Source organism: Halomonas sp. AOP25-F1-15, from assembly GCF_052378675.1.
GTDB classification, from domain to species: domain Bacteria; phylum Pseudomonadota; class Gammaproteobacteria; order Pseudomonadales; family Halomonadaceae; genus Vreelandella; species Vreelandella casei.
The window spans coordinates 1-4,749 of record NZ_JBQSXV010000015.1; the positions used below are offsets into that span (position 1 = coordinate 1).

At 54.1% G+C, this 4,749-nt stretch carries 3 protein-coding genes and 2 pseudogenes; 4 read left to right on the top strand and 1 reads right to left on the bottom strand.

Going from position 1 to position 4,749, the window contains the following annotated elements:
* Nucleotides 1–384: pseudogene (locus tag ACT3TF_RS17105) on the bottom strand (IS5 family transposase); the annotation flags it as partial.
* A gap of 173 nt (nucleotides 385–557) precedes the next feature.
* On the opposite strand from ACT3TF_RS17105, the gene ACT3TF_RS17110 reads away from it, so the two are divergent.
* From ACT3TF_RS17110 to ACT3TF_RS17125, 4 genes and pseudogenes are all read left to right on the top strand, one after another.
* Nucleotides 558–1,262, top strand: a complete 705-nt coding sequence (locus ACT3TF_RS17110) for a gluconate 2-dehydrogenase subunit 3 family protein (RefSeq protein ID WP_096279483.1) — start codon at nucleotides 558–560, stop codon at nucleotides 1,260–1,262.
* A gap of 2 nt (nucleotides 1,263–1,264) precedes the next feature.
* The gene (locus tag ACT3TF_RS17115) at nucleotides 1,265–3,037 is read left to right on the top strand and encodes a GMC family oxidoreductase (protein ID WP_444672633.1); all 1,773 of its coding nucleotides are present in this window, start codon (nucleotides 1,265–1,267) and stop codon (nucleotides 3,035–3,037) included.
* An 11-nt stretch (nucleotides 3,038–3,048) separates the two neighbouring features.
* Nucleotides 3,049–4,365, top strand: coding sequence for a c-type cytochrome (locus tag ACT3TF_RS17120; RefSeq protein ID WP_444672634.1), 1,317 nt, complete (start codon nucleotides 3,049–3,051; stop codon nucleotides 4,363–4,365).
* A 133-nt stretch (nucleotides 4,366–4,498) separates the two neighbouring features.
* Nucleotides 4,499–4,749, top strand: a pseudogene (locus ACT3TF_RS17125) (IS5/IS1182 family transposase); the annotation flags it as partial.

Here is a 4,749-nt window from a genome sequence, read left to right on the forward strand (position 1 = left end):
GAAGTCCGTAAGCGTCGACGGCCAGATGAGGTTTGCTGGTGTTGCCTGCACGGCTTTTACCAATGACTTCTGTTTGCTCTGTGGCGGCCCTGTACTGTCCTGGTGTGCTTTAACATAACAGCCATCAATGAACAGCCACTCAACATCAGGGTAATCCACCCATGTGCTGCAAACCGTCATCAGTGTTCCAGCCGCTGACCAGGCGTTAAAGCGCTTATAGACAGTATTCCAAGACCCAAACGCTTCGGGCAGGTTCCGCCACTGACAACCCGTGCGCATCCGGTAAAGAATACCTTCCACAGTGGGTCGCAGACTGGCCTTGTCATAGACACCTTGTTGAAGCAGGATAGGTTTTAGCTTCGACCAGTGTTCATCCGTGAGCATTTTCGGGACATCGCAGGCTCACAGTTTGTTGGTGTGGGAAGCAACATTGTGCGATTTTGCCTTTATCCTGCCAAATTTTCTTCGCTCAAACGTCAACAGGTCCTAGACTTAATTAATTAGCCCGAGCTAACTATAAAAAACCGTGACTGAAAAAAGCATAAAGGAGCAGACCGTTGAGCCTAAACAATGAATCGCGTCGACGATTTATGAAGGGTGCGTTAACCAGCATTCCTGCCGTCACCCTGGGGAGTGGCATCTCACTCACCGTCTCCGCCAGCGAACCACCAGAACAGCTAAGTGACTATCAGCCAGTTTTTTTCGACGCAGACGAATGGGTTTTTCTGCTTGCGGCCTGTGACCGGTTGATTCCCAGCGACGGGCCTGGGCCCGGTGCCCTGGAAACCAATGTGCCCATCTTTATTGATAGGCAGATGGAAGGCAGCTTTGGTTATGCGGCTGATTGGTACATGAAAGGTCCCTTTCCTGACGATGTATTACCGCTGATGGGATATCAGTCGTCAATGCTCCCACGGGAGGTTTATCGGGCGGGGATTGCCGCAACGCTTGACTACTGCGTGCGCCAGTATGGCCAAAGGTTCTCAGCCCTGGATAACGCCACTCAGGAAGAGGTGTTACAGCAGCTTGAGCAGGAAGACATAACCTTCGACAACGTTAGTGCTCGCCAGTTTTTTGCCTTTTTGTTGCAAAATACCAAAGAGGGCTATTTTGCCGACCCAATCCATGGCGGCAACAAGCATATGGCCGCCTGGAAATTTATCGGCTTCCCAGGCGCCAGGGGCGCGTATCTGGAGTGGGTCGACCAACATAACGTCAAATATCCGTTAGGGCCGGTCAGCCTTACCGGCGAAAGGGGATAAGCATGGCAAAAATAAATCCACCGGTTGATGTTGTACTGGTTGGTCTTGGCTGGACCAATTCGATCATGGGCATGGAATTAACCGAGGAAGGCTTAAGCGTTTTGGCGCTTGAGCGCGGTGAAGACCGCGATACCGTACCGGACTTTTCCTATCCGAAAATGGCCGATGAGCTTACCTACGGCGTGCGCCTTAAACTGATGCAACAGCCGGCCAAAAGCACGCTGACGGTTCGTCATGGTCTTGGTGATATGGCTGTCCCTTACCGTACCCTGGGTTCATTCCTACCCGGTGATGGTGTTGGCGGCGCGGGCGTGCACTGGAACGGACATACTTGGCGGCCACAGCCTCAGGAATTGCGCCTTAAAAGCTACGTCGAGGAGAACTTCGGCGCCGATATCATTCCTGATGAAATGACCATTCAGGATTACGGCGTGAGCTACGAAGAGCTGGAGCCCTTTTTTGACTATTTCGAAAAAGTGGCGGGTATTTCTGGCAAGGCGGGTAACCTTAACGGCGAGCTTCAGGAAGGGGGCAACCCATTCGAGGGATGGCGCTCAAATGAATATCCCATGCCGCCGCTCGCGCGTACCCATAACGATACGCTGTTTGCTGACATGGCGCGTGATCAGGGACTGCATCCTTTTCCCTTGCCTGCCGGTAACGCTTCAGAAGCGTATACCAACCCCTATGGTATGCAGCTTGGGCCGTGTAATTTTTGTGGTTTCTGTGAACGTTATGGCTGCATGAACTACTCCAAGTCCTCGCCCCAGACCTGTATTCTGGGCGCACTGAAGCGGCGCGAAAATTTCTCTTACCAGGCCAATAGCGAAGTGCTACGGGTCGAGCTAGATAGCGATGGCAAAAAGGCCACCGGCGTGACCTATATCGATAGCGAGGGCGATGAGATATTTCAGCCGGCTGATCTGGTGGTGCTGGGTACGTTCTCGCTGAACAATGTACACCTGATGTTGGTATCGGGTATTGGTACCCCTTATGACCCGGTAAGCGGCGAGGGTGTAGTCGGCAAGAACTACGCCTACCAGATGAACGGTGGCTCAACGCTCTACTTCAAGGATAAAGAGTTCAATCCCTTCATTGGTGCAGGTGCCAATGGCGAAATCATCAACGACTTCGGCGTTGAGCAGATCGACTTTGCCCAGGAAGGCTTCATTGGCGGCTCCTATATCAATGCCGCGATGACCAATGGACAGCCGATTCGCAATATGCCGCTGCGCTCAGGTGCGCCAAGCTGGGGCGCTGGCTGGAAACAGGCCGTGCAGGAAACCTATGGTCACACCATGACGATTGGTTCTCACGGCAGCAACATGGCCTACCGCGACTGCTATCTGGATCTTGACCCCAACTATACCGATGACCATGGGCGACCGCTCATGCGCATGACGTTTGACTGGAAGGCAAACGATGTGCGCATGACCCAGTTCATGAAACAGAAGATCGACACGCTCTCCAAGGCGCTGGGGCCGGACGACTACAAGCTCTCGTTCAAGGATTTCGATTCGCATTATGATGTCCGGCCTTACCAGACGACCCATAACGTCGGTGGTGCGATCATGGGGTCCGACCCTTCCAGCAGTGCGCTGAATAGGTATCTGCAGAGCTGGGATGTCCACAACGTGTTTGTGATGGGGGCCAATGCTTTTCCCCAGAATCTTCAGTACAACCCCACGGGGCTTGTGGGCGCGCTGACCTATTGGGCTGCGAAAGCGATCCGCGAGCAGTACTTACCCAACCCCGGCCCGCTGGTTCAAGCATAAGGAGAGCGACCATGATGATACATCGACAATGGCGTCAGGGGTTGGCGGGCGTTGGTCTTTTAAGCGCGGCGGCGCAAGGCATGGCATTTGATCAGACTGAGATAGAGCGCGGTGAGTACCTTTCCAGAGCGGGCGATTGTGTTGCCTGTCACACCGCTCCAGGTGGCGAGCCTTTTGCTGGCGGTCAGGCGATTGAAAGCCCTTTTGGGGAGATTTTCTCGACCAATATTACCCCTGACCCAGATGCCGGAATTGGCAACTATACGCGCGATGAGTTTGCCGCTGCGCTGCGCGATGGCGTGCGTAATGATGGCAAAAAGCTTTATCCGGCCATGCCGTATCCTTCCTACTCGTTAATTATCGATGACGATATTGACCCCCTCTATGCCTACTTCATGGAAGGCGTTGCGCCGGTGTCGAATCAGCCGGAGAGTACGGATCTGAGCTTTCCGTTCAACCAGCGCTGGGGTATTGGGATTTGGAACTGGTTTTTCACATCCTCTGAACCGTTCACGCCCTCTAATGATCGAAGCGATGAGCTGAACCGGGGCGCTTACCTGGTGCAAGGGCTGGGGCACTGCGGCAGTTGTCATACACCGCGTGGGTTGTTCTTCCAGGAAAAGGCCATGAACGGCGAGGGCCGTGACTTCCTGAGAGGGGAAACGCTGGAAGGCTGGTACGCACCTAATCTGCGCGGTAGTGGTAATCAGCGCCATCCGCTTCAGCGCTGGAGCGAAGAGGATATCGTTGCCTATCTGGAGACAGGCCGAAATGATTATAGCGCCGTTGCCGGTGAGATGGCCCCGGTGGTTGCGTACAGTACATCGCATCTGGATGAGGCCGACCTCTATGCTATCGCGAGCTATCTCAAATCATTGCCCGCAGGAAAAGGCGACGAGGCGCCCCACGATGAACAGGCCGCCGAACAGACCCAAGCGATGCTGACCCACGCCGATGTGGACGGTAATACCGGTGCTCGGCTCTATCTGGATAACTGCAACGCCTGCCACTTTGCCAATGGTAAAGGGGCATCGCAGGTGTTTCCGTCACTGGAGGGCAGTTCGCTGGTCAATGCCGAGGATCCCACCGGGATCATTCGCGTGATTCTATCCGGCGCTCGTATGCCTTCGACCGAGAAGCGTCCAGAAGCGCTGGCCATGCCCGATTTCGCCTGGCGGCTTTCTGATGATGAGGTAGCTGATGTGGCCAATTTCGTGCGTAATGCCTGGGGCAATGAAGGTGGTGAGGTAAGTGCTGGCCAAGTAGCCGGCGTGCGAGACAAACTGCCGGAAGACCGTCTCTCCAGCGAGCCTACCTATATTGATTAGCTGAATTAGCTAGGGCCTGTTGACGTTTGGGCGAAGAAGATTTGGTAGAGTAGAAGCAAGCTCGCAGAATAGAGGTCCCCGCACCAACAAACTGCGAGCCTGCGATGCCCTGACAAATGCTCACGGATGAACACTGGTCGAAGCGTTTGGGTCTTGGAATACTGTCTATAAGCGCTTTAACGCCTGGTCAGCGGCTGGAACACTGATGACGGTTTTCAGCACATTGGTGGATTACCCTGATGTTGAGTGGCTGTTCATTGATGGCTCTTATGTTAAAGCACACCAGGACAGTACAGGGCCGCCACAGAGCAAACAGAAGCCATTGGTAAAAGCCGTGCAGACAACACCAGCAAACTTCATCTGGCCGTTGACGCTTACGAACTG

Coding starts and splice junctions, on each gene's coding strand:
- ACT3TF_RS17115 (WP_444672633.1), top strand. CDS start 1,265: ATGGCAAAAATAAATCCACCGGTTGATGTTGTACTGGTTGGTCTTGGC.
- ACT3TF_RS17120 (WP_444672634.1), top strand. CDS start 3,049: ATGATGATACATCGACAATGGCGTCAGGGGTTGGCGGGCGTTGGTCTT.